This window comes from Shewanella sp. 10N.7 (assembly GCF_020806285.1).
GTDB lineage: Bacteria > Pseudomonadota > Gammaproteobacteria > Enterobacterales > Shewanellaceae > Shewanella > Shewanella electrodiphila.
In genome coordinates this window covers 1-22,156 of record NZ_JAJGZS010000002.1, presented here as the reverse complement: position 1 = coordinate 22,156, position 22,156 = coordinate 1, and the positions used below count along the sequence as shown (strand labels likewise).

20 protein-coding genes and 1 riboswitch are annotated in these 22,156 nt (G+C 38.8%); of the genes, 13 read left to right on the top strand and 7 right to left on the bottom strand.

Going from position 1 to position 22,156, the window contains the following annotated elements; genetic code table 11:
* Positions 1 to 8: 8 nt before the first annotated feature.
* On the bottom strand, positions 9 to 1,766 hold the full coding sequence (locus LMH66_RS02100) for a M61 family metallopeptidase (RefSeq protein WP_229368207.1): 1,758 nt from the start codon (positions 1,764 to 1,766) through the stop codon (positions 9 to 11).
* 226 nt (positions 1,767 to 1,992) lie between these two features.
* On the opposite strand from LMH66_RS02100, the gene hinT reads away from it, so the two are divergent.
* The 10 genes from hinT (at position 1,993) to LMH66_RS02050 (ending at position 10,910) form a co-directional block, all read left to right on the top strand.
* Entirely contained in the window at positions 1,993 to 2,349 is a 357-nt protein-coding gene (hinT, locus tag LMH66_RS02095; RefSeq protein ID WP_102529286.1) for a purine nucleoside phosphoramidase, read from the top strand.
* A 10-nt stretch (positions 2,350 to 2,359) separates the two neighbouring features.
* Positions 2,360 to 3,373 (top strand): PaaI family thioesterase, encoded by a 1,014-nt coding sequence (locus LMH66_RS20530; RefSeq protein WP_229368205.1) that lies wholly within the window; start codon positions 2,360 to 2,362, stop codon positions 3,371 to 3,373.
* Positions 3,374 to 3,455: 82 nt separating this feature from the next.
* Positions 3,456 to 3,845: a YcfL family protein gene (locus tag LMH66_RS02085; protein WP_102529287.1), complete on the top strand. Its 390-nt coding sequence runs from the start codon at positions 3,456 to 3,458 to the stop codon at positions 3,843 to 3,845.
* 147 nt (positions 3,846 to 3,992) lie between these two features.
* Positions 3,993 to 4,104: riboswitch (TPP riboswitch) on the top strand.
* 115 nt (positions 4,105 to 4,219) lie between these two features.
* Positions 4,220 to 6,406 (top strand): TonB-dependent receptor, encoded by a 2,187-nt coding sequence (locus tag LMH66_RS02080; protein ID WP_229368203.1) that lies wholly within the window; start codon positions 4,220 to 4,222, stop codon positions 6,404 to 6,406.
* A 148-nt stretch (positions 6,407 to 6,554) separates the two neighbouring features.
* Positions 6,555 to 6,815, top strand: coding sequence for a YkoF family thiamine/hydroxymethylpyrimidine-binding protein (locus LMH66_RS02075; protein WP_102529289.1), 261 nt, complete (start codon positions 6,555 to 6,557; stop codon positions 6,813 to 6,815).
* 42 nt (positions 6,816 to 6,857) lie between these two features.
* Positions 6,858 to 7,508, top strand: a complete 651-nt coding sequence (gene pnuC / locus LMH66_RS02070) for a nicotinamide riboside transporter PnuC (protein WP_229368201.1) — start codon at positions 6,858 to 6,860, stop codon at positions 7,506 to 7,508.
* Between the two features lie 101 nt (positions 7,509 to 7,609).
* Positions 7,610 to 8,695: a phosphotransferase gene (locus LMH66_RS02065; protein WP_229368199.1), complete on the top strand. Its 1,086-nt coding sequence runs from the start codon at positions 7,610 to 7,612 to the stop codon at positions 8,693 to 8,695.
* Positions 8,696 to 8,739: 44 nt separating this feature from the next.
* On the top strand, positions 8,740 to 9,585 hold the full coding sequence (locus tag LMH66_RS02060) for a DUF6279 family lipoprotein (RefSeq protein ID WP_102529292.1): 846 nt from the start codon (positions 8,740 to 8,742) through the stop codon (positions 9,583 to 9,585).
* Positions 9,586 to 9,685: 100 nt separating this feature from the next.
* Positions 9,686 to 10,270 carry a DoxX family protein gene (locus LMH66_RS02055; protein ID WP_267869057.1) on the top strand — a complete coding sequence of 195 codons (585 nt, stop codon included), beginning with the start codon at positions 9,686 to 9,688 and terminating at the stop codon, positions 10,268 to 10,270.
* A 91-nt stretch (positions 10,271 to 10,361) separates the two neighbouring features.
* Complete coding sequence (locus LMH66_RS02050; protein ID WP_229368189.1) at positions 10,362 to 10,910, top strand: NAD(P)H nitroreductase; 549 nt, start codon at positions 10,362 to 10,364, stop codon at positions 10,908 to 10,910.
* 227 nt (positions 10,911 to 11,137) lie between these two features.
* Here the strand turns inward: LMH66_RS02050 and LMH66_RS02045 are convergent, their stop codons facing one another.
* Positions 11,138 to 11,344 (bottom strand): hypothetical protein, encoded by a 207-nt coding sequence (locus LMH66_RS02045; protein WP_102529295.1) that lies wholly within the window; start codon positions 11,342 to 11,344, stop codon positions 11,138 to 11,140.
* 192 nt (positions 11,345 to 11,536) lie between these two features.
* Positions 11,537 to 12,247, bottom strand: a complete 711-nt coding sequence (locus tag LMH66_RS02040; protein ID WP_229368187.1) for a glutathione S-transferase — start codon at positions 12,245 to 12,247, stop codon at positions 11,537 to 11,539.
* 242 nt (positions 12,248 to 12,489) lie between these two features.
* Here LMH66_RS02040 and LMH66_RS02035 point away from each other — a divergent pair, with 242 nt between their 5' ends.
* Positions 12,490 to 13,467, top strand: coding sequence for a rhodanese-related sulfurtransferase (locus tag LMH66_RS02035; RefSeq protein ID WP_229368186.1), 978 nt, complete (start codon positions 12,490 to 12,492; stop codon positions 13,465 to 13,467).
* A gap of 282 nt (positions 13,468 to 13,749) precedes the next feature.
* On the opposite strand, the gene LMH66_RS02030 is transcribed toward LMH66_RS02035, so the two are convergent.
* From LMH66_RS02030 to ppk1, 4 genes are all read right to left on the bottom strand, one after another.
* The gene (locus tag LMH66_RS02030) at positions 13,750 to 14,589 is read right to left on the bottom strand and encodes a nitrate- and nitrite sensing domain-containing protein (RefSeq protein ID WP_229368184.1); all 840 of its coding nucleotides are present in this window, start codon (positions 14,587 to 14,589) and stop codon (positions 13,750 to 13,752) included.
* 21 nt (positions 14,590 to 14,610) lie between these two features.
* Positions 14,611 to 15,744, bottom strand: a complete 1,134-nt coding sequence (locus LMH66_RS02025) for a methyl-accepting chemotaxis protein (protein WP_229368182.1) — start codon at positions 15,742 to 15,744, stop codon at positions 14,611 to 14,613.
* Between the two features lie 434 nt (positions 15,745 to 16,178).
* A complete protein-coding gene (locus tag LMH66_RS02020) occupies positions 16,179 to 17,687 on the bottom strand; it encodes a Ppx/GppA phosphatase family protein (RefSeq protein WP_229368179.1) in 1,509 nt (502 codons plus the stop codon).
* 2 nt (positions 17,688 to 17,689) lie between these two features.
* On the bottom strand, positions 17,690 to 19,840 hold the full coding sequence (ppk1, locus tag LMH66_RS02015; RefSeq protein WP_229368177.1) for a polyphosphate kinase 1: 2,151 nt from the start codon (positions 19,838 to 19,840) through the stop codon (positions 17,690 to 17,692).
* 328 nt (positions 19,841 to 20,168) lie between these two features.
* On the opposite strand from ppk1, the gene yegD reads away from it, so the two are divergent.
* Positions 20,169 to 21,533, top strand: coding sequence for a molecular chaperone (gene yegD / locus LMH66_RS02010; RefSeq protein WP_229368175.1), 1,365 nt, complete (start codon positions 20,169 to 20,171; stop codon positions 21,531 to 21,533).
* 107 nt (positions 21,534 to 21,640) lie between these two features.
* Positions 21,641 to 22,072, top strand: a complete 432-nt coding sequence (locus LMH66_RS02005) for a CreA family protein (protein ID WP_229368459.1) — start codon at positions 21,641 to 21,643, stop codon at positions 22,070 to 22,072.
* Positions 22,073 to 22,156 lie beyond the last annotated feature (84 nt).

Sequence of the window (22,156 nt, the reverse complement as noted above, 5' to 3'; positions counted from 1 at the left end):
CTATAGCGCTACAGCCAAATATTCAGTTTTTCTTGGTCGTGGATATCAAGACTAACGGTATCAGCTATGGCCTCATTGATTGGCATAACGCCCTGCATTAACTCATCTCTTCTAAACCAAGTTAACGTGACTTCATCGCCCAAACTCATTGATTGTAATTGTGCTTCAAATTGCGCATCAACTTGTAAGTTATTTGCTGCGATCAATAAATCACCTGCGCTCAGTCCAGCTTGATGAGCAGGGCTGCTTTGGGTAACCGTCAAGACTTTAAGGCCTAGAGATTCAGGTTTCGTTTTTGCGCCAAATGCTATTTGATAACCTTTGGTTTCTCCACCGCCTAAATCAGCATTGCCGGCACTGGCTCTGAGGCGAAGTGTGATACCGACTTGGTTAAGCAAAGGCTCAAGCGGGATATCCTGGGTGTTATCGAGGTAAACAAATAACTCGTCACAATTGCGATTTAACAGGCTTTCGACAATTTGTTGGTGAGTATTAACCTCAGTGCCAATTCCTTTTGCACCGAACTCTTGCCAAAGCGTGCGCATGACATCATCTAAACTCTGTTTGCCTTCTGTTTCAATTCTAATGGTGAGGTCCAAGAATAAGGCGAACAAGGCGCCTTTAGTGTAATAACTCACAATGGCATTATTGGCATTCTCATCTTGTTTATAAAACTTAGTCCAAGCATTAAAACTTGATGATTTTAAGGTTTGCTTAAAACGCCCTTGTGAACGATACACTCGAGTCATTATCTCGCTTAACATAGTGAGATATTGAGTTTGATCGACACAGCCACTGCGATAAGTTAAAAAATCATCGAAGTAGGATGTGATACCTTCATAAGCCCATAATTGCTCTGTATAAGCTTCTTTGGATAAATCAAACGGGGTGAATTCAGCAGGTTTAATCCGTTTTACATTCCAACTGTGGAAATATTCATGGCTGCATAAGGATAAATAAACCCGGTAATCTTTATTCACTTCATGGTGCATATCAGTAGGTAAATCTTTTCTTGAGCACATTAGCGCCGTACTTGCTCTGTGTTCTAAACCGCCAAAACCATTGCCTAATACTGTGGTAAGAAACACATATCGCTCAAATGGTGCACTGCCACCAAAGAGGTTTATTTGGTACTCGCAAATGGCCTTTAAGTCTTTACATAAACGGGGTAGTGATGCGCGATGTTTACCGCTAAGTACGATATCGTGAGGTACGCCGACTGCTTCAAAACTGGCAATCGCGAGGTTGCCCATTTCTACAGGATGATCGATAAAATCATCATAATTACCAGCGTAGAACTCACCAAAGCCAAATTGTTCACCAGAGGTTCGTATCATGCTGGTGGCAAGTTTCCAATCACTTAATTCAGGCAATGCTGGTTTTTCAATGGTTAATGTGTGTTTTTCTTGCTCAAGCCCTTCAGCGCATAAGAAAACACTGCTGCCATTAAAAAATCCGTGAGTCGTATCTAGGTGAGCAGATCGCACGGATAAGTCCCAAGCGTAAACCTGATAAGAAATGTTAATAAAACTGTCGCTGTTTTGACATTGCCAAGTTTGTTTATCTAGCTGAAGTACCTCAATTGGTTGCCCATTTTTATCTATTGCCTTTATATCGATTAGGTTTCTTGCAAAATCACGGATCATGTAGCTTCCTGGTAACCAAGAAGGCAATGACAGTGTTTGCTGCGGTTTTGCTTTGCTAATTGTTTGAGTGACTTCAAATAAATGCGCTTTAGGATCGATAGCAATGATGTGATAATGCATGAACAATTTCCAAATAAGTTGGTGTTGCTAAAAAGAAATGCGAGCTAGAAGAACCACAATGCTGCCAAAATCACTGCCAATGTGCAAATGCATATGTACAAGACGACAAAATCTAAAATGTACATTTACTGGAGTGACAAAGGTCGTAGTTGATACTATAAGATAATCTAGTTGGCGCGCTCTATAGTAAAGTTCACCTCACAAATAACGATAAGGATGATTACCCATGGCCGAAGAAACCATTTTTAGTAAAATTATTCGCCGCGAAATTCCTGCGGATATTTTATTTCAAGACGAGTTGGTGACCGCTTTTCGTGATATTTCCCCGCAAGCTCCAACGCATATTTTAATTATCCCCAATCACCTTATTCCAACGACTAACGATATCAAAGCGTCCGATGAGTTAGCTTTAGGACGCATGATGTCTGTTGCGGCAAAGCTTGCTGATGAAGCGGGGATAGCTGAAGACGGATATCGTTTAATCATGAATTGCAATAAGCATGGTGGCCAAGAGGTTTATCATATCCACATGCATCTAGTAGGCGGCAAACCGTTAGGTTCAATGCTTAATCATGCAGGATAGTTCTAACCCAATGAAAATAAACAGTGAATTTTTTCCGCTAACGCAAGTTGCGACTCGTTTCGTGAACCAGTTAGCCCAATGTCGACGCCTGAACATCAGTGTACTTGAGGCGAGTGAGCATCATGTGTTACTCGAACTACCATACAGCCAAGATATTATTGGTGATCCTGATACCGGAGTTATCCATGGTGGTGTGGTAACTACGTTAATCGACACGGCATCAGGTACGTCGGTTGTGAGTGCAATTTTAGCTAAATATGAGTCTCTAGAGATATCGCCAACTTTGGATTTGCGTGTTGACTATATGAAACCCGCTGAACCTGATAAGCCACTTTATGCGATTGCTGAGTGTTACCGTTTATCAGCCAACGTTGCTTTTACAAGAGCCATTGCTTATCAAGACAGTGTTGATGATCCTATTGCTCATGCTGTTGGTTCTTTTATGCGAATAAGTCCAGAAATGGTCGGCGAAGAATTCCGCCAAGCATTAATGGGAGACACTAGCACCAGCGATGAGCTCGCTGTTAATAAAAACCTTAGTACTGGCACTTCTTCAAAAACTGACAGCGAAGTACTCGTTGACGATGAATTAAACGTTCATGATATTGTGAAGCGTGCTATTGATCTTAATGATTACAGTTATCTGCTGGCAAAAGTGCCGTACACGCAATTTATTGGCATGAGTGTTAACCGTTTCGGTGATGAAATGGTGTTTAAATTGCCACAAAAAGACGACAATATCGGTAACCCTATTTTACCTGCCATCCATGGCGGTGTTATTGCGGGCTTTATGGAAATGTCGGCGATTGTGCAATTAATGGTATTTATGCAGGCGAAGAAGGTACCTAAGATCATTGACTTCTCAATTGATTACTTACGTGCTGGCTTACACCAAGATACCTTTGCAGAGTGTAAAATTACTCGTCAGGGGCGCAGAGTCGCCCACGTAACGATAAATTGTTGGCAAACTAATAGAAAGCAGTTGATAGCGACAGCTAGAGCCCATTTTTTGTTAGACCAATAAAGTGTAAATTAAACATAAGCCATTTTTTACAGTAATCTTAATAAGTATTCTTATTAAGTAAATAGTACCCAGAGGAACAATCATGAAACTGTCTATCGTTGTTGTAACATTAGTATTAATGATGTCTGCTTGTGCCAATCACACAGCAGGGGTTTCAGCGGGTTCAAATGGTGTCACGAGAGTGGATAATTACTCATTTGGTCAAGAAGTTGCCGTTGAGCAAGTTAGAGTACGTACTCAAGGGGATTTGCTACAAGGTTCAGCACTTATTATGAGCCAAGTTGGCAGCGATTTACGCCTACAATATAAGTTCACTTGGTATGATGTCAGCGGTTTTACTATCGAAGATGAGGCCACAAGTTGGAAGTCGTTAAAGTTACATGGCAAACAGCAAATGCAAGTAACAGCGTTAGCGCCTAATGCCAATGCGACACGTTTTGATGTGTACGTGCGTAAAGCATTCTCTAACTAATCTGTATTTTGAGTATTAAAAACACCCTAATTGGGTGTTTTTTTATCGCTATATATTTTTTTTGCTGTGTGATACAAATTTGTACTTAAATAGTTAATGAAAAGTTCACGGTAATAGTGTCGTACTTAAGTTGAATCGTTTATAATCCGCCTCGCCAAGGGGTGTTAGCTCATTAATGAGCTAACTGAGATGTCTAATGACAAACCCTTAGAACCTGATCCGGCTCATACCGGCGTAGGAATAGGCTGCATTTATTTACGACAACACAGTTACGATAGCGCGGTTAGCACAACGCACATAAGACCCGTTTGTCACAGATGCACATCACTCATTCGCTATGCTTGCCGGATCTCAAAATTATTATTTGAGGTCCTATGTCTTTATTAAAATCTAAATCGCCTGTTGCGATAGCTATTCTCGCTGCTTTATCAACTTCCGCTGTTGCTCAAACAGAGAATATCGAACGCGTTGCTCCCGACGCTGAAAAAATGGAAGTGATTGTTGTTAATGCTGATTTTAGCAGTATAGAACTTGAAAAAGCGCCATCTAGTGTCACCGTTATTGACAGTCAACAATTGCAAGATGAAGGCGCTCAACATTTTGAAGACGTTTTGAACTCCATTGCTAACTTTAACTGGTCTGGTGGCAGCTCTCGCCCTAAATATTTCCAAATCCGTGGTGTGGGTGAACAAGAAGAGTATCAAGGCGCACCTAATTCATCGGTTGGTTTTATTGTTGATGATATCGACTTGTCTGGTATTGGCATGGTTTCGAGCATGTACGACATGCAACAAGTTGAAGTCTTGCGTGGACCTCAAGGTACGCAATACGGTGCCAATGCGTTAGCAGGTTTGATTTATTTAAAAAGTAATGACCCTACAGATGTGTTTGAACATGGCGCGCAAGTATCAATGGGCGACGACGACTTACAGACATTCTCCGGTTTCAGCTCTGGTCCAATTTCTGATTCAGGAAAATTACTTTATCGCGTTTCTCTAGAGCAGCATTCTCAAAATGGTTACCGCGATAATACTTACCTTGAACGTGAAGATACCAATGCTCGCGACGAGTTTACGGCTAGAGCTAAACTGCGCTGGTACGCATCTGATGATGTCCAATTAGATTTAACCTTATTACACGCTAACTTTGATAATGGTTATGATGCTTGGACACTGGATAACAATGGTTTTGATACCATCACAGATGCACCAGGTGTTGATGCTCAAAAAACCACAGGTGTAGGTTTAAAAGCTATTTTCTCTCAGTTTGAAAAATTTGAACTCACCTCGTTAACCTCATTTGCGCAAACTGATCATCATCATAATTATGACGGTGACTGGGCTAACCCTGAATATTGGGCATCTAAAGAATGTCCAGCCTATGATGACAGTTGGGCTGTTATTGGCACTGAGCCGTGTGTGTACGATTACACATGGGATAAACAAGGCGATCGTAAAACTATTTCACAAGAGTTTAGGATCAGTTCAAACGAAGCGGGTCGAATCTTTAATGATTCAACTGATTGGTTATTGGGTTTATATGGTATGAACCTAAAAGAAGATAATGATTTATATTCTGAATATAACGGCTGGCCTGACGAGGTTTTACAATCTGAATATGAAGCAACCAATTATGCTGTTTTTGCTCAAACAGATACCCAGTTTGGCGACGGTTATGTCTTTTCTGCTGGTGTGCGTTTAGAGCGCCGAGAAAGTGAATACAGCGATAGCAACGGTGATGAGTTCGACCCAACAGAGAATATGTGGGGCGGTCATTTAGCGATTTCGAAAAGCTTAAACCAAGATCATAATGCTTATTTCAGAATCGCGAGAGGATATAAAGCTGGTGGTTTTAACATGACATTACCACCGGAATTGGCTGATAAAAAAGAGTTCGATACTGAAATCTTATATAACTACGAATTAGGTCTTAAGTCATCTTGGTTAGATGGTGTGGTTGCGACGAATATGGCGTTATTTTATATGGACCGTCAAAACCAGCAAGTATCAGCGTCACAACAAGATCCAGATGATCAGCAGCGCTTTATTCTGTATACAGAAAATGCAGGCAGCGCCAAAAATTACGGTGCAGAAGCTGATTTTAAATACTATGCGACAGATAATATTCAGTTTTATGGCAGTGTTGGTTGGTTAGAAACTGAATACGGTGATTATCAATATAACGATAAGTATGGCAACGTGATTGATTTGACAGGTCGTGACCAAGCGCATGCGCCTAACTTTACCTATAGTGCTGGTATGAGTTATGTCAGTGATTCAGGTTGGTTTACTAACCTTAATGCGAGTGGCAAAAGTGATTTTTATTACTCAGACAGTAATGAATCAAAGTCCGATGCTTATACTATCTTCAATGCTCGCATTGGCTATGAGTCACAAATGTGGTCAGCATACCTGTGGGGCAGGAATTTATTTGATGAGCAATATGGTGTAAGAGGCTTTTACTTTGGCAACGAGCCAGATTTAGATTGGGCTGACAAACAATATGTTCGTTATGGCGATCCTCGTCAATTAGGTATTACCCTTGATGTGAAGTTTATGTAGCGTTAATGAGTAATCGTTAAAGATCATTTTCTTTAATAATTACAATAGTTTTAACAATATATTTTTACAACGTATTTCAGTGAAATACCGCCATAATTTGCTAGACTATGGCGGTATTTTTAATTGAGACGTACCTAAGGAATTCCTGATGAAATTAACTGCTGAAATCAGTATGTATCCATTTAACGAAAACTATTTAGATCCGATTAAATGGTTTATTGGTCGTGTTGATAGCTATTCAAACATTGAAAGAAAAACCAATGCGATGGCAACACAAATCTGTGGCGAATATGCAGATGTGATGTCAATGCTTGCGGTAGAAATGGAAGCCGCCCATCAAAAGTGGGGCAAGGCTGTTTTTGTATGTAAGTTTATCGGTGGCGAATTAGATTTAAGCCATACAGAATAAAACTTGTTAATTCGCTCAATATAGAAAAAGAAGCGCCTTATTATGCTTGCTGAGATTTTTCAATCAATACAAACGGCCACCGCTGAAGCCACCGCTATGACTGGCTGGGAGGCGATTGCTGTCATATTAGCTATCGCATATTTAGTTCTCGCCATGAGAACTAATATCTGGTGCTGGGCTGCAGCATTTGTCAGCACGGCAATTTACACCGTGTTGTTTTGGAAGGTCTCATTATTGATGGAGTCATTGCTGAATGTATATTACATGGCAATGGCTATTTATGGTTTTTGGTTGTGGCGTTATGGTGACAGCGATGTCCACAACACGGCTTCTCCCATTATCAGTTGGTCACTGAAGACTCATCTAATAATTATTGCCGTTACAAGCATAATCTCTTTAATCGTAGGCTATTTAATGGCAACGAATACTTCAGCTTCGTTTCCTTACCTTGATGCATTAACGACATGCTTTGCTGTGATGACAACCTATCTAGTGGCGAAAAAGGTCATTGAGAATTGGTATTACTGGATGGTGATTAATTCATTATCGATTTATTTATACTTACAGAAAGGCTTGATGCTCACATCTGGTTTACTTATTTTATATCTGTTCATGGCTGTCAGTGGTTATTTCATGTGGCGCAAGAAAATGCAGCAAGATAACCTTGACGTTAATTTATCTCTAGCAAAATAAAGGCGTTTAGAATGACTTTAAAGCCAGAATGGAGCCAGAGTGGAGCCAGAGTGGAGCCAGAGTGGAGCCAGAGTGGAGCCTGAACTAAAATGCAGAAATAGATGAAAAAATTTAATCCTTGGTCTGTATTGCCTGCATCATTTCAAAGACTACTGCCGTCAAATTTTGTGACTGAGATAAGTTCACATTGTATTGGCGTCACTAAGCTATCTGCTGGTTTAAGCAATAGTAATTATCGGCTCCACATGCTTCATCAAGATTGGGTACTGCGTGATAATAAAAATGTTCAACAATGGTGTGATAGAGACAATGAAGTCATTTGCTGGCAGATGGTTGAAGCAGTTAAACTAGCGCCAAAGCTGATCTGGAAAAGTACGAATAAACAGTTTTATTTGAGCGAGTTTATTAAGCAAGATAAGTTTGATTGGTCATCTATATACTCTGAATACGGCTTTAATTCCCGAGAACGCCCGGTTAATTCTGTTTTTCATCTAAGTCCAATATCTCAATCCGCTGAGGATCTGACGCTATTAAAAAATAAGCAACAACAAGCACTGGACCCCGTTGAGCACCTGTTAAAATTACTCTGCGAGTTATCAAGGCTACCTTTGCCACCTAAAGTCATCAGCTTAACGCAGCAATGGCAAGTTTACCTCGAGTCTTTAACAACCATTTCTCAAGTTGAAAAAAATCAACAATGGCAGAATTCGTTCAGACAGTTAAAGCAACAACAAGTTGAGATGAATGCTTGGTTGGCTGATTTGGAATCATGCTTGATAGCTCCTCAGTTTTGCCATCGAGATTTATCACCCTATAATTTGTTGTTTTGCGATGATAAATTGCAATGCATCGATTTTGAATATTGTGCGGCCAGTCACCCAATGTTTGATTTGGCCTCTGTTTTGACAACTCACCAATTAACTTCGCATCAAGTGACCAGCTTATGTAAACAATATTTTGCTGTGCAACCAAATCTTAAAGCTGACGCTAACCAGTATGTAAGGCAAATCATTAATTGTTTTTGGATGTTTGCTGCCGCTTGGGCATTAATGATGGCAGGAACAGAGGTTGAAGACACGGGAATGGAAGTTGAAGTACCGATTTTAGGTAACAAGCTGACAGATATTGTTGAGGTAAAAGCTTCATATTTTACGTTACTCAACAAATACCTATCTTTAATATCATAAGACTATTATTCTTAATCAATAGCCAAGATTAAGGAGAACGTCCGTTGAAGAAGTCATTCGTTCCAATATTGCTGGTGGTATTTTTAGTTGGCTGCTCAACTAAATTTAGTTATTTTTTTCTTGATTGGGCCATAGAATGGCGGGTCGAGGAATATGTGACTTTAGATAAGAGTCAGCAAAAACAATTTGATGTTCTACTAGATAAATTCCTCATCTGGCATCAAAAAGATGAATTATTAAGGTATAGCCAACAACTCAATACACTTTCTACTGCGATTGAAACGCAAACTGTGACGCCCGAAATGTGGCAGCAACAAGTTACGGATGCAAAGGCTCACTGGTTCCGTATTTTCGACTTTATCCTACCTGATTTATTACCCATCCTTGCAAGCTTATCTGATGAACAAGCCAATGGCATGATTGAACAGCTCAAACAAGATAATAAAGACTTAAACAAAAAGTATGCAGGAAAGACACAACAAGAGTTATTAGAAGATTCCAATGACAAGATATTAGATCGTATTGATGATTGGCTAGGCAGTGTATCTACAGAACAACAAAGTTTAGTCAAAAACTATAATAAACAGCGCATTGCGACCTTAGATATGTGGCTCGAATATCGACTTGAATGGTTAAGAGAGTTTCAACAAGCGATTGAAATGCGTGATGATGAACGCTTATTAGAACAACGTATGCGTTTATTAATGACCTCACCAGATGAATTAAAGTCAGAGGTTTATCAGCAACATGTTGATCAAAACTCTCGATTATTTGGTCAATTGGTGATTGATATTAATCGCAGTTTATCCGCCAAACAAAGGCAACATTTTACCGGTAAAATGGAAGAATTAATTACTGACTTAAGTGATCTTTCAAGTGAGATAAAATAATTCAGGTATTATTTTAGGCTGTTTTAATTACCTGCGATGAAATAATTATCGACTAAGCTTGGTCTATTGACGTAATGAATGAATATTTTAAGGAATAAATATGACCAACCTTTACCAGCAGTTTTTAAATATTTTGAAACACCTTGAAGGTTTAGCACCATTAGCATTACGTATTTATCTTGCGCCGGTATTAATGCAGGCAGGTTATAATAAATTGTCGCATTTTAGCGATACTGCTGCATGGTTTGGTAATCCAGATTGGGGATTGGGACTACCAATGCCTGAGGTGATGACAGCACTTGCTGCAGGTACTGAGTTATTTGGTGGTTTCTTATTATTGGTTGGTTTAGCGACTCGATTAGTGGCTATTCCAATGATGTTTACCATGTTGGTTGCGGCATTTGCTGTTCATATTGATAACGGCTGGTTAGCTATTGCTGATGCTAGTTCTTGGCTTGCGAATGATAATGTTGCCGCATCTGCTGAAAAGTTGGCTGCTGCGAAGTCAATTTTGCAACAGCATGGTAATTATGAATGGCTTACTAGCTCAGGTAACTTTGTTATCTTAAATAATGGTATAGAGTTTGCCATTACCTATTTATTTATGTTGCTGGCTCTACTCATGATGGGTGGTGGTCGATACACTAGCGTTGATTACTTTATTCGAAAGCGTTTTATGTCATAAATTGAGTCATTAAAAAATCCCACTTCAATGTGGGATTTTTGTTAGTATCAGTCAGAATTTAATTAATGTGATTGATAAAAAGGACATTTCATTGGACGCATCAGAATTATTACTTACCCGACAATCAACGCCGAGATTAACTCAACCTGCTCCTTCAGAGTCTCAACTTGATTTCATTCTTAATGCAGGCGCACGTGTGCCTGATCATGGTGCTTTAACGCCATGGGAATTTATCATTGCTACTGGTGATGGTCTTAATAAGTTAGGCGATATTTTTGTTAAAGCAGCGACTGCAAACGGAGCAGAAGAAGCCTTTATCGCTAAAGCTAAAAATATGCCACACCGTGCCCCGATGGTCATCACTATCGCGACCAAAAATCAGCAGCACCCTAAAGTTCCTTTACTTGAGCAACAACTGGCAGCAGGTTGTGCCACGATGGCAATGCAGCAAGCGGCTTTTTCATTAGGGCTTGGCGCAGTGTGGCGCACAGGTGAATTTGCTTTTAGCGCGGTTGTTAATGAAGGTTTAGGCTTAGCCGAAGATGAGCAAATAGTGGGATTCTTATACATAGGTACGCCAGCAGTTAACGCACCTGTTAAACCGTTAAAGCCTGGACGTCAATTTACTCGCTTTCTTTGATATCTGCTCAGCCTAGATAAATGATTCACTTAGATAAAATATGAACGTAGGAAAATTATGAGCCTAGATAAACTGTGGGCTTATACAAACCTTGAGTCTAATAAGTTTGAGTATTGATTCACCAAATATAGGCTTTAATAAATAGTGAAGGATTCGGCGCTATCAGGTGAAAACATCTGTAGATAAAATATGACGCTGTAATGTATCAGCGTCATATACTTGAGCTTTTATTCACTTGGGTCTAAGGAGTCTAGCGGGAGTAAATTTTGATAAATATAATAACCTAAAGGCCCAAAAATCAAGCTAATTGTTCCCCATAGATACCTTCGTACATTGTCGATATGAGCACCCGTTGTTATTGCTCGATGACAAAACATGATATGCAAAATACTTAATAACAGTATTAATAACATCACCAAATCCATTTGTTCCATGTCTACATCCTTGATTACTGCAAAGAGACTTATTTAAGCTTAATCTCATTTTAGGATTTCGCAGTAAAAACAATTAAAAATCCATCTTTAAGTTGATATAACTTACTCTAATTAGTCTTACTAATTCAATGGTTTTTATGAATATTTATACAAAAGTTTGAAGTTGAGCTTTTTAATTAAGCAGTTGCTAAACTATGGTGTGCTTTTTAAACTCATTTGTTGATTAATATCATCAAGCCATAGTGGATACTTACGCATAACTACCTGAAATAAATTGCTTTCAATGTGAAGTTTTAGCCACTGCCTCACTTTGGAGTATTGGCTCTGCTCAAACCAATTTTTATTTACATGGGCGAACTGTCTGACAAACGGAAAAATAGCAAAATCAGCATAGGTAGGGCTGTCAGCAAATAAGTGCGTGGAGTCGCTTAATCTCTGTTCCAGTAATGCAATGAATTTACATGCGTTTTCTCGATAATACTCTTCAGAATACTCAAGGTGTCTATCTGCGTATTTGTATTTATCTAGCCAGGTTTTAAATTCGTTATCATTTTTTTCAATTAGTGCTTTAGCATTGGCATCATTTAGAGAGTGAATTAATAAATCATATTCATCTTTGCATAAATATTCGCTATTGGTTGCAGGATAATTACCTAGAGAAAAATGGACAATGTCTAGGCTTTCTTCTAGTACAAAAGGGTGATGGTCTACACCAGCGCCGCCGGTATCTTGCTGCGTGTTTACCACTAATACAGGTACCGTGCCTTTAGGTGAAATGTCGAGTAATTGAGTCGGCTTATTTTTTAGTATTATTTCACGTATTTGCGGGTTTAATGAAGATAAGTGTAACCCTAAGCGGGCGCGCATAGCATATGGGCAACGTCTAAAACTATATAGGATCATAATTTGAGTTAGTTTTTATTAAGTATTTGATTCATTTTAAGAGGTTAATAAATGAATTGTTAGTGATAAATCCTAACTTGACCATCAAAGTATGTGATCTGAATCAAATTAAATTGCCGTAAAGACTGTGATTAGGGTACAATTCCGCGCCTTTATTTGAGGTTTGTCACCTTAAGTAGTCTTGCATTAGTCAGCTTACATTAAATGCTCTGGAAATTAAGTTCCAGCTTGCGGAGAACCCCATGTCACAAGTCGTTGTTTGTGCTTTATATAAATTTGTTGCGTTACCTCATTTCGAATCCATTAGAGCGCCATTATTAGCCCATATGGAAAATGCCGAGATCCGCGGTACCTTATTACTCGCTAAAGAAGGTATTAACGGCACAGTTGCAGGTAGTCAGCAAGCCATTGATGGGTTACTTGCATGGCTGGCAACTCAAGAAGGCTTAGCTGATATTGTCTGTAAGTTTTCTTTTGATGAAGACATGCCTTTTTATCGCACTAAGGTAAAACTTAAAAAAGAAATTGTGACCATGGGTGTAGAGGGTATCGACCCTCGTGAAGTGGTTGGTACCTACGTTAAACCAAAAGATTGGAATGCACTTATTTCCGACCCTGAAGTATTACTGGTTGATACGCGTAATGATTACGAAGTTAAAATCGGTACCTTTAAAGATGCCGTTAACCCAGTTACAGAGACATTTCGAGAGTTTCCTGATTATGTAAAAGAAAATCTAGACCCTACAAAGCACAAAAAAGTAGCTATGTTTTGTACCGGTGGTATTCGCTGCGAAAAATCGACTGCTTATCTAAAAGAGCAAGGCTTTGAAGATGTTTATCATCTTGAAGGTGGCATTTTAAAATACCTTGAAGAAGTAAAGCCTGAACAAAGCATGTGGGAAGGTGAGTGCTTTGTATTTGATAATCGAGTTGCAGTAAATCATCAGCTTGAAAAAGGTATTTACGATCAATGTAATGCTTGCCGTATGCCAATTACTCAAGAAGAAATGCAGACAGAAGCATATGTACAAGGTGTAAGCTGCCCGCACTGCATAGATAAAATTTCTGATGAGCAGCGCCAACGTTTTATCGAACGTGAACGCCAAGTACAGCTAGCGAAACAGCGCGGCGAAGCGCATATTGGTAGCGAAGTAAAGCAAGTGATTGCGCAGCGCCGTAAAGATAAAGAGTCACTAAAACAAGCACAAAACGATAGTTAGACAGAGCTTAGGTTGAATTTCATCTTGAGCTTATTGCGAAATTTGAAACTGAGCTTAGCGCTAAATTTGAAACTGAATTTTGAAAACGTACATACTATTTATTAGCGTGTACGTTTTTATATGCAACTCTGATATTGAGATGAGCAATTCTGATATTGAAATGCGATTCTGGTCAGTTAACAAGCCTTGTTTCAACAACATTTATACTGTGGTTTAAATTTAAACTATAAAGTAAAAAAACAAATTGCATAAACGCCAAAAAACTTTATTAAGCTTGTAGGCTTATGATAATGCGGTATGTAATTGTTTTACTTGATGTTCAAAAATGGCATTCATTTTATCGATAGCGTCGCTTGCTAAATTAAAGTAGTGATTATTGTCGACTGATACTTTATCAACTTTAATCAACTCATTTTCAATCATCGTAATAAGTGTTGTCACATTTTCTGTAGCGTACTCTATTAATTTTTGGTGATTTTTCTGTTCTTCGGGTAAGCATGAAAGCTGTTTAAATGTGTTATCTGTAGTATCCGACATGGTTGTTATGAGGAAATTTAACCGTATTTTTTCAACACTAGAGCAAGCTTTTTTTACTGCAATCCCAGTTCCAAGCGCCCTTGATTGACCAATACTTTCAGTGGCCAATACTAGCTCTCGCCATACAAAGCCAATATGATTTAAAGTGGGTAAATGGTCTGCTGTGAGGTAGCACTCTTCTGCTATATCTTCGAGTAAATAACAAAGGTTTTTTATCATGACTGTATGTTGCTCAAAGCTGTTAGCTACCGACATATTTTTGCCTTGCGCCGTAAGTCTTGACCAATGGTCGGTGAACGAAAGCCAACGCTCATTTTGATGGAGTAATGGCACCTTTAATTGTTGAACTTGCGCAACAATCTTTCGATTGAGTATCAATAACTTTTCCTGGGCGGTAGTATCACCATTCAACTTAGCAGCTGATATACCACGGTGCTGCTGAACTAGGGTTATAATATTTTTTAATAACTGTATATATTGCAAGCCATTTTTTTGCTTTTTCTTGGTGCTGTTAGATTTTCTAATCCTGAGAAAAATAATCATCATAAGTACCAATGTAATACTCGATATTACGAAAATTTCCATATCAATTTATCCTTCTATTGATTAAGCCTGTGTTAATTTTCTTAGATGATTAGCGACTAATTCTGATTGTAATGCGACCTCAGCATTGGCACGCGCGCCAATAACAACTTTTTCAATATGCATGGAGATCTCATTGGTGGCAGCGGCTTGTTGCGTCGCGACGCCACTGACTATTTCCATTTGATATTTAACCTGTTCAGTGGCTTGTTTTATATCGTCAAAGGCATCATCTACTTCTGTTACATTACCTATACAAAGGTTTGCCTGCTCCACCACTCCCGCCATAGTGATGACGATTTCGCCACTTTCTTTGAGCACCTCATTTATATTAGTGACTATGTGTTCGGTAGAGCTTTGTGTCCGCTCTGCCAATGCTCTTACTTCTTCAGCAACAACAGCAAAACCACGACCAAACTCACCTGCACGAGCTGCCTCTATAGATGCATTTAAAGCTAATAAATTAGTTTGTTGTGAAATGTGAGCAATGGACTCGGTAATACTTTCTACGTTAGTGACCAGTTTATTTAATGACACCATTCGCTGTTGTGTTTTATCTGCTTTTTCACTGACATCTGCTACCGCTTTATGTAGCGACTTCAAAGCGTTCTGACCTTGAAGGGCAATTTCAGAAGCGTGGCAGGATGACTTATGCGTGTTTGATATTTCATTATTCACTTCAGCTAAAGACTGACTCATTTGAGTAATTGCTGCTGCAGTAGCGTTAGTCGCATCAGATTGCGACTGTACGTTATCTTTCACTTTTGCTGATGTTTCAATGACCTGTACGGCAGAATATTCGACTTCTTGATTTCTTTGTTGATGGTGAATATTAACTCGGGATAATTCTCGATAAGTTTTTAATAAGGTATCTGTAAGAGGGGATTGAATTCGATTGCTAAAATGAATATCTCGATGGTCAAATTGATGGGTATTTATATCGCTGACGACGGCTTTAATTTGTTCTAATTGTTCGTTAATGACATAAAGAAACCCAATAAATAAATATAAAAAAATCGCATGAGAGATGAAAACAATATGATGACTAATGGTGCTTGTGAATACAACAAATGAGTAGATTAAAATCGTTAAAATACAGCTTCCTTTAAAACCTAGTGCGTTAATTATTAAGTGAACAGGCATAAACATCGCGTTCATCGTTAAGTCCCTATAACCAATATTACTTTCTTAACAGCAAGATGTGTTCCAATAACAAAAACGCATCTCATATTGGCTTTTAGACTTTAAACACTAAAAGTTGCTCCATAGTGGGGAAGGGGTGAAAGAGCTTGCCTCATTTTGGGGAGGGTTTATAGAAGATTAACTGAGTATATTGTGTTAAAAGCAGAATTTAACAATCATTGCACCGTACATTGAACCGTAGATTGCACTATATATTGAATCCATACTATTTTTTGCATCAAGCAGCGATTAAAGCCCTATGATTCCAAGTTTGACTCTAAAGATCAGTCTAAACATTAGTATAAACATCAGTCTAAAGATCAAGGTTATAGTTTGTTTTGGCTATTCATAAAACGTCCTTGTTTTATTTCATATGTTTAGCTCAAGATTCATAGATTTTAAACCCGAGCTTATTTAAAGCTCAGATTTATACCTATGGTCGCTAGTTTCTTTTGCTCGGCATCTAAATCTTGTAGCAACAAATCGTTATGCTTTGATTGTTGTTGACGCTTTGTCTGTGGCAATTTGACCATAAATTCAGCATGCTGGGCTTTAACTGTGATTTGTTGGTCATTATTAGACGTTCGGCCTAAGTTAAACAGTACTGCTAATCGCAGTATGGTTAATAAGCGAGTGAACGCTTGGCGCTGGCTATCGTCTGCGATGGTGATTGATAGATAATTCAGTTTCTTGCGGTGATTGCCAACTAGTAGCGCTAGCATTTGCTGCTGTTGTTGGTTAAAACCAGGTAAGTCGCTGTTTTCTAATATATAGCTACCGTGCTTGTGGTGAGACTTAGAGTTGATGGATATGCCAATTTCATGAAGCTGACAGGCGCCTTCGAGTAACCAGCGATAATCTGCTAATCCCCATGGCTTACTAACTTGTTCAAACAGAGCTAAGGCCGTTTGAGTGACCTTATTTGCTTGGTTTGCATCTGTATGATAAAGCTGAGCCAAACTGGTTAATGTTCGTTGTCTTATATCATCTTGTTGTTCAATCTTAGCAAGCTCATAAAGGACACCTTCACGCAGAGCACCTTTTGCAGCTTGTAAATGCTTAATTTCTAACTGTCTAAAAAAACTGATTAAAATAGCTAATCCCGCTGCGAGTAAAGGGATCCTTCTTTCATCTAGCTGCTCAAACTCTAGCTTTTCGATGCTGCCAATATTGATAAGGTATTTTTTTAAAATAAGCAGGTTTTTACTGGTAATGCCTTCACCATTATCAGTGATCTCACTAATGGCTTGTGTAATCGCTTTAGCGGAGCCTGAGCTACCTAATACAAGAGACCAATCTTGATTAAAGTACACTTGACTTAAGCCTGCAAACTGCTTGTCTGCTGCTAAAATCGCCTGCTTAAAAGCATCTTTTGATAGCTGACCATTAATAAAGAAACGCTTGTTATAACTGACACAACCACATTTTAAACTGGCTAAATGTTTTGCGCGTTTTTCATTCCCCACAATGACTTCTGTTGAGCCACCACCAATATCAATGACAATATTTTTCTGTTTCAGTACTTGGCTATGGGCAATACCAGTGTAGATCAAGCGAGCTTCTTCATGCCCTGAGACCACATCAATGGGATAGGGCAGTATTTTTTTGGCGGCTTTTAAAAATGATTGTCGGTTCTTAGCAACACGAAGTGTGTGGGTTGCGACTATTTTGACTTGCGTCTTGGCTAAGTTTGAAAAACGTTGACTGAAATCTTTAAGACACTGAACACCATTGTCGATAGCAACTTCATCTAGCACATTTTGGTTGTCTAAATATTTAGCCAATTGCACTTGGCGCTTTTCTTTGTGCAGCACTTGTAAAAGCCCATCTTGTTCACGGGCTATGACTAAGTGGAAACTATTAGACCCCATGTCGATAGCGACAAAATGTTGTGAGTCTTCTGCAATAACATCTGCCAAATCTACGCCTCTTGTGGTAATTCTTGTAGTTTCTTATTGTTATTTAAACAATGAGTTGTTGTGTTACTTATTGCAGCGAGTGCACTTGTTACTTTTTTCTCATAGCCATTGAGGTATTGATGAATGGCCACTTGGCTGCGAAGCTTTCGTTTATTTCCTCTTGGGTGATATCGGTTGTCTTGCTGCTGGTTAATCACCCTAGACTTTGTATTATCTTTAAATTGCAGTGAAAGTATAGCAATAACCATCTGTTTTAACTGCTTATCATATACAGGCGTAGTGACTTCAATTCGTTCATCAATATTTCGTGTCATCCAATCTGACGACCCTATAAACAGTTTTTGTTCACCGCCAGCATGAAACAACATAACGCGCGAATGCTCTAAATAGCGGTCAATAATACTGAAAACCTTAATGTTATCGCTTTGCCCAGGGACTTGAGGAATTAAACTGCACATACCGCGTATTAGCATGGTGATTTTGACACCCGCTTGTGACGCTTCATAAAGCTTATTAATCATGATGTCGTCGACTAGATTGTTTAATTTCAGTTGAATACTGGCAGGCTTATTCTGCTTAGCTTGTTCAATTTCATTATTGATTAAACCAATGAGCTTATTTCTAGAATTATAAGGTGAGACAATTAAATGGTTGAATTCATCTTTGCGGTAAGGTCGTTCAATGAGGTCAAAGACTTGTTTTACTTCACCGGCAATATCTTGGTTTGCTGAGAATAACGAGAAATCAGTGTAAAAACGTGCAGTTCCTTCGTTGAAATTACCTGAACCAATATGACAATAATATTGGGTTTTATTTTCTTCTTTACGACCAATTAGGCACAGTTTTGAATGCACTTTTAAACTAGGGATACCGTGATGAACTTTTACACCTGCTTCAGCTAAGCGGCGAGTCCAGTTAATATTGGACTCTTCATCAAAGCGCGCTCTTAATTCAATTACAGCGGTGACGCGTTTACCGTTTTTAACCGCATCAATAAGTGATTGCATTATGTGACTCTTTTTAGCCACACGGTATAAGTTTATTTTAATGAATTTAACTGCTGGATCATAAGCGGCTTGTCTGACTAACTCAGTGAAATGCGAGAATTTATGATATGGATAATTGAGCATGATATCTTTATGTCTAATGGCATCGAAGCTATTATCAAAGGCTAAAAACTGACTGCTATCAATAGGGTGAAGCTTTTCATTAACTAGTTTTTTACGACTTGGATTAGGGAAATCCATAAAATCTTTAAAGCTGTGATAACGACCGCCAGGAACTAAGCATTCTGTCGAGCTGATATGCAAATGAGACTTTAACATCTCGAGCATATCATCAGGCATATTTCTATCGTAAACCAATCTTACAGGCTGAGCTTTTAAGCGTTTCTTAATCCCTTTAGTCATGCGCTCTAAAGTTGTTTGCTCAAGTTCATTACTGATATTGTAGTCAGCATCTCGGGTCATTTTCATTGAAAACACGTTAATGGTATCGAATTCAAAAAAGGGTCTAAATAAATCATCAATACAATGACGAATAATATTGTCGAGTAATATTAAGTGCTTTATTTTAGAGGTTTTTTCAGTAGGTAATTCAAGAAAGCGCGGTACATTTTTATTCGGCACTTCAATTAATGCGTATTCTTTGTTTTCACCGCTTTGTAAACTGGCCACGAGATAAGTTGTGCCATCAACTAAGTGCTGAACCAAGTCACTATCTTCATTGATAATATGTGGTGCAATATGTCGTTTAAGTTGATTTTTAAAATACTTCTTAAGCCAGGCACTATGAAACTCACTTAGTTGAGTTTCATTGATTAAAAAGATATTGCAGCGCGCGAGCTCTTTCATTAGCACTGGATATATTTGATCAAACTTTTCTTGTAAATCTAATACTTTAGCTTGAATCTTAGCCATCAAGCTTTGATATTCTAGTTGCTTTGAACTGATCCCCGATACCAAGATAGCGCGGCGAACTGCAGCCACTCTGACTTGGAAAAATTCATCCATATTGCTAGAAAAAATCCCTAAGAATCTAACTCGCTCGATTAAAGGCACTGATGTGTCATAAGCTTCTTGCAATACGCGCTCATTGAATGATAACCAAGAGAGTTCTTTATCGATAAATTTGTGATGTCGAGGTTCGTTCATGATGGGCTCCTGCAAAGCAATGCTGCAAAAATTAATCTATCACTAAATAGGTAGCGCTTAAATAGTACTATCGGATAGAGGTAGCTAATCAGCTGTTTAATATGAATAAAAATAGGAAGGTATTTTACTGCAGTTATATGACAGCTATGTGAACACATTGTGTGTGAACACTGTTTTCAGTAAATTCAAAGACGCAACAAATTGATTAAGCAAATTAAACCAATTGATGAAAATGTCAGCGAAATAACAGTGAACGCTAAACTTTATAAGATCCTATATAGCGCTTGTGTTATTTTTAGCATTGATTTGAATTTTTGAGTGGTAAGAAATGTTTATTGGGTTTGATTATGGCAGTGCTAATTGTTCCGTGGGAATTGAAAAAAATGGTGAAGTGACGTTAATTCCGATCAATGGCGACAGTAATTTCTTATCATCGACCTTATATGCAATGGACCGAGAATTAATTGCCGAAGCTGTTTATCAGCGTATTGCACCAGAGCTAAAAGCTGAATATGGCAAGCTGCGCTCTGCACAACTTAGCCGCGCAAGAATGGTTCGCCATGATTTGGATATTTACCCAGATGAGCAAGTGGTGTTTGTTGGCCCTGAGGCGATTGAAGCATATTTGGAGCTGCCTGACGAAGGGTTTTATGTCCGTTCGCCAAAGTCATTTTTGGGTGCCAGTGGGTTAAGAGTTGAGCAGGTAGGACTGTTTGAAGACATCGTGACGCTTATGATGTTAGAAGTGATGTCTCGCGCGAATAAAGTGATCAATGAACCTATTACCAAAGCCGTTATTGGCAGACCAGTTAACTTTCAAGGCATTGGCGGAGAGTTAAGCAACCAACAAGCGCAAACTATTTTAGAAACTGCAGCTAAACGCGCGGGTTTTGAAGAGGTGAGTTTTTTGTTTGAACCAATGGCTGCAGCGATGGATTATGAAGCTTCAATGACACGTAATCAAACCGTATTAGTGGTTGATGTCGGTGGTGGTACTACGGATTGTTCTATGGTGAAAATGGGGCCAGACTTACAACACAAAACAGATCGCAGTGAAGATGTACTAGGCCATAGTGGACAACGTGTTGGCGGTAACGATTTAGATATTGCCGTAGCAATGAATTGTTTTATGCCGCACCTTGGTCTTGGTTCTCAATTGAAAAACAATTTAACCGTACCAAGACAACCGTTTTGGAATGGTGTTGCGGTAAATGATATCAGCGCTCAGCGTGATTTTGGCTCGCTTGCCACGGCAAAATTAATTGATGAGTTAATTAAAGATTCGTCAAAACCTGCATTATTAACACGTCTTAAATCATTGAGACAACATCAAATGAGTTATCAGTTTGTACGCCAAGCGGAGCAATCTAAAATAGGTTTATCATCACAGTCTGAGTACAGCGCTGACTTGTCATTTATTGAGCCTTTATTTTCTGTGCCGGTAAATCAAACTGATTTTGAAACTGCGGTTGATCAACCCGTTGCTAAGTTGGTGACAATTATGAAGCAAGCGGTGGAGGGGACTGGCGTTATGCCTGATGTGGTTTATGTTACTGGCGGCACCGCAAAAAGTCCGGTTATTCATCAATGCATTGCCGAGCAATTTACTGATGCAGAAATCGTTGTTGGTGATCATTTTGGTAGTGTGACCAGTGGTCTTGTGCGCTGGGCTGGTAAAGTATTTAATTCTTAAGGAAAAGTGAAATGATGTTTACTCCATTAAAGTCGACACTGAATAACAAAGCGTTACTGCCTTCGCTGACTAAAACTACTGCGGCAATACTTGTTGTGGCGGCTAGCATGCTAACAATGAGTTGCAGTGATGATGTCGGTAAAGTCAGTTTAGGTGTTTTTACGACCAAAGATATTAAGCTAAATATGATGGTCGACCCGATCGTTTCAGGTGTAACGTGTCATGTTGCCAGTATTGAAGCTGATTTAAGCTTTTCTGATCCGTCTGATTCGGCTATTTCATGTAGACAAACGGGTGAAATCACACCAGAAATGATTGCACAAATTGATATGTCTGCATCAGGCGAGATTGTATTTAAGAAATCAAAAAGCATCTTTTTTAAAACCATGAAAATTAGACGTATTTTTGATAAAGAAAATCAAACTTTAATGTATGTTTCTTATTCAACGAAAGAAACATCTGGCAGTTACAAACACAGTTTATCCACTGTACCTCTGTGGGCTACAAAGGCTTATCGTCAGCCGCAGCCTTCGATTTAGCTTTAAGCTTGCTAGTTAAGATACTGATATACCCATGTTACCTCAAGATGCTTTGTCAGGCACAAGCTCGGATAACAATGCAAG

What these genes read in the sequence shown, in the direction of transcription:
- LMH66_RS02100 (WP_229368207.1), bottom strand. Translation starts at nt 1,766, where the DNA reads ATGCATTATCACATCATTGCTATCGATCCTAAAGCGCATTTATTTGAA.
- hinT (WP_102529286.1), top strand. Translation starts at nt 1,993, where the DNA reads ATGGCCGAAGAAACCATTTTTAGTAAAATTATTCGCCGCGAAATTCCT.
- LMH66_RS20530 (WP_229368205.1), top strand. Translation starts at nt 2,360, where the DNA reads ATGAAAATAAACAGTGAATTTTTTCCGCTAACGCAAGTTGCGACTCGT.
- LMH66_RS02085 (WP_102529287.1), top strand. Translation starts at nt 3,456, where the DNA reads ATGAAACTGTCTATCGTTGTTGTAACATTAGTATTAATGATGTCTGCT.
- LMH66_RS02080 (WP_229368203.1), top strand. Translation starts at nt 4,220, where the DNA reads ATGTCTTTATTAAAATCTAAATCGCCTGTTGCGATAGCTATTCTCGCT.
- LMH66_RS02075 (WP_102529289.1), top strand. Translation starts at nt 6,555, where the DNA reads ATGAAATTAACTGCTGAAATCAGTATGTATCCATTTAACGAAAACTAT.
- pnuC (WP_229368201.1), top strand. Translation starts at nt 6,858, where the DNA reads ATGCTTGCTGAGATTTTTCAATCAATACAAACGGCCACCGCTGAAGCC.
- LMH66_RS02065 (WP_229368199.1), top strand. Translation starts at nt 7,610, where the DNA reads ATGAAAAAATTTAATCCTTGGTCTGTATTGCCTGCATCATTTCAAAGA.
- LMH66_RS02055 (WP_267869057.1), top strand. Translation starts at nt 9,686, where the DNA reads ATGACCAACCTTTACCAGCAGTTTTTAAATATTTTGAAACACCTTGAA.
- LMH66_RS02045 (WP_102529295.1), bottom strand. Translation starts at nt 11,344, where the DNA reads ATGGAACAAATGGATTTGGTGATGTTATTAATACTGTTATTAAGTATT.
- LMH66_RS02040 (WP_229368187.1), bottom strand. Translation starts at nt 12,247, where the DNA reads ATGATCCTATATAGTTTTAGACGTTGCCCATATGCTATGCGCGCCCGC.
- LMH66_RS02035 (WP_229368186.1), top strand. Translation starts at nt 12,490, where the DNA reads ATGTCACAAGTCGTTGTTTGTGCTTTATATAAATTTGTTGCGTTACCT.
- LMH66_RS02030 (WP_229368184.1), bottom strand. Translation starts at nt 14,589, where the DNA reads ATGGAAATTTTCGTAATATCGAGTATTACATTGGTACTTATGATGATT.
- LMH66_RS02025 (WP_229368182.1), bottom strand. Translation starts at nt 15,744, where the DNA reads ATGAACGCGATGTTTATGCCTGTTCACTTAATAATTAACGCACTAGGT.
- ppk1 (WP_229368177.1), bottom strand. Translation starts at nt 19,840, where the DNA reads ATGAACGAACCTCGACATCACAAATTTATCGATAAAGAACTCTCTTGG.
- yegD (WP_229368175.1), top strand. Translation starts at nt 20,169, where the DNA reads ATGTTTATTGGGTTTGATTATGGCAGTGCTAATTGTTCCGTGGGAATT.
- LMH66_RS02005 (WP_229368459.1), top strand. Translation starts at nt 21,641, where the DNA reads ATGCTAACAATGAGTTGCAGTGATGATGTCGGTAAAGTCAGTTTAGGT.